Annotated in this window: 4 protein-coding genes and 1 pseudogene; 3 read left to right on the forward strand and 2 right to left on the reverse strand. The window is 74.1% G+C overall.

Annotation, left to right across the window (positions count from 1 at the left end; all coding sequences use genetic code 11):
• Positions 1-483 precede the first annotated feature (483 nt).
• Positions 484-1,305, forward strand: a pseudogene (locus ACFXGX_RS30760) (ABC transporter ATP-binding protein); the annotation flags it as partial.
• Complete coding sequence (locus ACFXGX_RS30765) at positions 1,302-2,030, forward strand: ABC transporter ATP-binding protein (protein ID WP_384797441.1); 729 nt, start codon at positions 1,302-1,304, stop codon at positions 2,028-2,030. The pseudogene ACFXGX_RS30760 and the gene ACFXGX_RS30765, both read left to right, overlap by 4 nt.
• On the opposite strand, the gene ACFXGX_RS30770 is transcribed toward ACFXGX_RS30765, so the two are convergent.
• Positions 1,918-2,625, reverse strand: coding sequence for a transglycosylase family protein (locus ACFXGX_RS30770; RefSeq protein ID WP_384797444.1), 708 nt, complete (start codon positions 2,623-2,625; stop codon positions 1,918-1,920). The genes ACFXGX_RS30765 and ACFXGX_RS30770 overlap by 113 nt on opposite strands.
• 234 nt (positions 2,626-2,859) lie before the next feature.
• On the reverse strand, positions 2,860-3,552 hold the full coding sequence (locus tag ACFXGX_RS30775; RefSeq protein WP_384797447.1) for a transglycosylase family protein: 693 nt from the start codon (positions 3,550-3,552) through the stop codon (positions 2,860-2,862).
• Positions 3,553-4,088: 536 nt separating this feature from the next.
• On the opposite strand from ACFXGX_RS30775, the gene ACFXGX_RS30780 reads away from it, so the two are divergent.
• Positions 4,089-4,809, forward strand: a 721-nt coding sequence (locus ACFXGX_RS30780; RefSeq protein ID WP_384797450.1) for a hypothetical protein, incomplete at its 3' end; no start/stop codon positions are given.

The following is a 4,809-nucleotide window of genomic DNA, read 5'->3' on the forward strand; positions in this document are numbered from 1 at the left end:
GCCCCGGGGCCGCCGCCCCCCACGGGTTAAACGGGGCCCCGCCAAGGTCCGGCGACACCGGCCGGCACCAGCCCGAAAGCCGGACCACGCCCGGAACCTGCCACCCGAGCCGACCCGAGCCAAGAAGCGGGACAGGGCCCGAGCCTCACCACGCCGACCGGCACCGGCCGGGAGACCGAACCCCGCCCGAGCCACCCGGCGCCCACCGGCACCGGCACCGGCACCGGCCAGGAAACCGGACCCCGTGCGGGCCACAGGGCAGGCACCGACACCGGCCGGAAAGCCGGACCACAACCGGAACCCACCGCGCCGGACGGCACCGGCCAGGAAACCGGACCCCGTGCGGGCCACACGGCAGGCACCGACACCGGCCGGAAAGCCGGACCACAACCGGAACCCAGCGCGCCGGACGGCACCGGACGGGAAACCGGGCCTCGCCCGGGTCCCACCGCTCCCACCGGCACCGGCCGGGAACCCGGACCCCGCGCGGGCGCCACCGCGCCGGCCGCGTCCGCCTTGTCCGCCGGAGGTGTCGGCGCGGGGACGCGGGCCGGGGGCGGAGGTGGACCGGTGCGGCGGGCCGGTGGCGGCGGAGTCCGGTCCGGGAGTGTGGGCGGGCCGTTGCTGACCGCCCGTCGGCTTCGCGTCGTCCACGGCGGGTTCACCGCTCTCGACGAGGTCGTCCTCGACGTCCCGCCCGGACGGGTCACCGCGGTCGTGGGGCCCAACGGGGCCGGGAAGAGCACCCTCTTCCACTGTCTCGCCGGCACCCTGCGCCCTTCGGGCGGACAGGTGCTGTTCGAAGGGCGGGACATCACACGGCTGGCGGCGCACGCCAGGACCCGGCTGGGCATCGCGCGGACCTTCCAGCAACTGGCCGTCTTCCCGTCGCTGACCGTCGCCGAGAACGTGCGCGTGGGCGCCGAACAGTGCGGCCGGACCGCCGATCGGGGGTCGGCGGAGCGGGCGTTGCGGCTGTTCGGGCTCGACGGGCCGGTGCGGTCACTGCCCGCGGCGGGCCTTCCGACCGGCACACTCCGGCGCGTGGAACTGGCCCGGGCGCTCGCCGGGAACCCCCGGGTGCTGCTGCTCGACGAGCCCGCGGCCGGTCTCGACACCACCGAGGTGGCCGCGCTGGCCCGGGTGCTGCGGGCGCTGGCCGCGGACGGCATGGCCCTCCTGGTGGTCGAGCACGACCTCGATCTGGTCGCCGACCTGGCGCACACCGTCCACGTCATGGCGGCCGGACGGATCGTCACCTCGGGTCCCGCCGACCGCGTCCTGGACACGGGCACCGGCGGATGAGCATCGCCCTGCGCGACGCGCGCGTACGCTACGGCCCCCTGGAGGCCCTGCACGGCGTGAGCCTGGTGGCCCCGGGCCCCGGCCTCACCGTGCTGCTGGGACGCAACGGCTCCGGCCGTACGACGGCGCTGCGTGCCCTCGCCGGGACCGTGCCGCTCGCGGCCGGCGCCGTCGTCTGGGACGGCGCCGACGTGACCCGCCTGCCCGCGTTCGAGCGGGCCCGGCGCGGGCTGTGCCTCGTCCCGGAGCGCCGGGCGGTGTTCGGTTCCCTGACCGTCCGCGAGAACCTGGAACTCGGGGCGGCCGACCTCCCGGCGGCCCTGGAGGCCTACCCGGAACTCGGCCCGCTCCTCCCCCGCCGCGCTGGCACCCTCTCCGGCGGCGAACAGCGCATGCTGGCCCTGACCCGCGCCCTGTCGGCCCGCGCGCGCGTGGTGCTCGCCGACGAACCCGCGCAGGGCATGTCACCGGCGGTCGCGGCCCGGACGTACGCGCTGCTGGGCGCTCTCGACGCGTGTGTCGTGATCGCCGAGCAGCGGCTGCCGCCGGGGCTGCGCGAGCGGCCGGGCCGGACGACGTACGTGCATGAACTGCGCCGTGGCGCGGTCGTGTTCAGCGGAGAAGCCACGGAGACGGTGGCGCGGAGCGGTGGGCCGGCGGGTTCAGGGGCGGCCCGAACAGGACGGGACCCCCGGCACGGGATGCGCCCGCCGCCTTCGGGATGACGAGCTGGAGGCCCTTGGCCAGCCGGTCGGGGCTGGCGCCGATCTTCTTCTTGTTGACGTTGTAGAGCGTGCGCCAGCCACCCTGCACCTTGTACTTGCGGGCGATCGACACGAGCGTCTCGCCGGCCTTCACCACGTGGAAGGGCCCGCGCAGTCCGTACGTCTTGGAGCACTCGGGCCAGGCGCCCCAGCCCTGGACGGCCACCACTTTCTTGGCGACCTTGATCTGCTGGGCGCGGGTGGCGAGATCGGCGCGCGGCGCGTAGGCGAGCCCGCCGAACGCGACCCAGGTGGGCTGCCAGAACTGGAGCCCGCCGTAGAAGCCGTTCCCGGTGTTCACGTGCCAGCGGCCGCCGCTCTCGCACTCGGCCAGACAGGTCCAGGGCCACTCGTCGTTCGCGCAGTCGAAGGCCCCCCGGACGGATCCGGGACCCGGGAGCGGGGGCGGTGCCGCCGTGTCCGCGGCGTTCGCGGAGCCGGGGACGAGGGCGGCCAGTACGGCGGCGACGACGACCGCGGACCGCACACGAACGGTCGGCGGCCGGGACGCGGTGCGTGCGGTCGGCGGAATCCGCCTGCTCGGCATGAAGGACATCGGGCCACGCTAAGCAGAGCGTCCCGCTCGCCCGCCGAGCCGGCGCCCGGCACGCCCGGGGCCCCACCCGGTCGGAGGACCGGGCAGGGCCTTGAGCGTGTCCGCGAAGGCTCGCCTGCCCGGCGACGCCTGCACGCCCTTCGGGCGGACGACGCGACTTCGTGGACACGCCCCGCCCGGTCCGGTCCTGAGGGACCGGACCGGGCCCGCGCCCGGCGCGAGGGGGAGCGTGGCTCAGATGTCGAGCCGCTGGCCGGGCACGATCAGGTCGGGATCACCGCCGATCACGGACTGGTTGGCGGCGTAGATCTTCCGCCAGGTGGTCCCGTGCCGCGCGGCGATGGCACTCAGGGTGTCGCCTTCGCGGACGGTGTAGTCGCCGCGGGACGAGCCGCGGTTCACGTGGCCCGGCGCACGGGACGGCGTCTTTGCCGCTTCCCGCTCGGCCGGGACGGACTTCTGTGCCGGCTTCGAGGCCGCCTTGGTGCTCGCGGAACCCGTCGACTGCCCGGACCCCGAGGAGCCGGGCGCGTTGCCGTAGGCGCCGGCGCGGGCCGAGCAGGTGGGCCAGGCGCCCCAGCCCTGTGCGCTCTGGACCTTGGTCGCGACGGCTATCTGCGCGCTCCTGGAGGCCTTGTCGGCGGTCGGCGCGTACGCCGCGCCGCCGTAGGCGCGCCAGGTGCCGGCGGAGAACTGGAGTCCCCCGTAGTAGCCGTTGCCGGTGTTGATGTGCCAGTTTCCGCCGCTCTCGCACTGGGCGATGCGGTCCCACACTCCACTGTCGGCCGCCGTGGCGTCGCCGCTCGCGGCGAGCAGTCCGAGCGGGGCGAGCAGTGCCGCCCCGGCGAGGACCGCCGTCGTACGTGTCTTGTTCGCCGTACGAGCCTTGTGGCCGTTCTCGTGAGTGCTGTCGGCACATGCGGACATGTATTTCCCTCTCGAAACACCCGGGGTCCCCCAGGACGGGACGCGGTGGCCTGCGCGTTGGACGCGGCCCTCGCGCTCCGACCCGTCCACCGGCGGCGTGCTGCGATCCGAAGCGGATCGGGCCGGCGGACGTTCCCGAGCGGTGCTCGTTGCACACGGCGGAGGAATCTATGGACCCCGGCGCCCCGATATCAACCAACTCCTTGTCATTCGAGGCCAGTTAGCGGTTACCGCAGGTATCATCGATTTTCGGCCACCCACTTCATTGGGTGATTTCCGGATTTGTCGACCCGCGCCCCATGTGATCTGTGACTTACTTCACCCAGTCAACTTCCTTAGTCCTTCTGCAAGTTGACTGGGAGTAACCAATTCCGGGGGCACCCTCACCCTGGGCGTCGGATGGTTCGATTCCGTTCGCTCTCGGGCGTGACTCCGGCCACAGATCACCCGTTGACATCTTCATGAGCCGGGAACCCCTCGGTTCATGGGCCGGGAGCCACCCGGCACCGCCACGCACCGCATCCCGAGGAGCCACCGTGCCGCGCATGCTCGACGTCAGCGACGACGTACGCGCCGAGATCGGCGACGAAGAAGCCGACCGGCTGCTCGCCGGAGAGAACGCCCCCGGCAGTTACGACTGCACGTCGTGCCGCACCCCGGGCGACTCGGAACAGGAGCGGACCAGCACCGTCCTGTTCATCGGCGACGAGACCGCCGTCCTCGCCTTCGCCCACTCCACCTGCCTGCCCTCGCAGGTCGTACAGGTCACCGAGGAACAACTCCAGGGCGCCGTCCGCTCGATCCACCCCGACGGCGCGCCCGCCGACCCCGTCCCCGAGCAGGCCGTGCTCGGTGTCACCAGCGGACTCGTCCTGATCAACGGCGAGCTGCACCCGGCACTCGTGGTCGAGCCGACAGGGCCGATCGTGCGACCGGGCTCGACCGACATCGGCGACGACTTCCTGCCCCTGCTGATCGAGCAGGGCTTCATGCCCGCGACCGAGCTGAACTCGGTGCCGCCGGTCCTGCACGGCTGGTCCGTCCTGCTCGCGGCGGGCCAGCTCCACGCCGTGCTCCAGCCGGGCACCGGGGGCGGTTCGCCCGTCGCCTGGTGGCAGGCCCACCAGGCGCTCCAGGTCACCGACGGCTGGCGCGCCGCCGCCGCGAAACCCCACCCCGGGGGAGCGTGTGGGCCGCCGGGGGGGTGGGGAGGGCCCCCCCCCCGCGGGGCTCGCCGGGGCGCGGCGGGCGCCCCAA

Source organism: Streptomyces sp. NPDC059371 (genome assembly GCF_042751995.1).
GTDB lineage: Bacteria > Actinomycetota > Actinomycetes > Streptomycetales > Streptomycetaceae > Streptomyces.

What these genes read in the sequence shown, in the direction of transcription:
- ACFXGX_RS30765 (WP_384797441.1), top strand. Translation starts at nt 1,302, where the DNA reads ATGAGCATCGCCCTGCGCGACGCGCGCGTACGCTACGGCCCCCTGGAG.
- ACFXGX_RS30770 (WP_384797444.1), bottom strand. Translation starts at nt 2,625, where the DNA reads ATGTCCTTCATGCCGAGCAGGCGGATTCCGCCGACCGCACGCACCGCG.
- ACFXGX_RS30775 (WP_384797447.1), bottom strand. Translation starts at nt 3,552, where the DNA reads ATGTCCGCATGTGCCGACAGCACTCACGAGAACGGCCACAAGGCTCGT.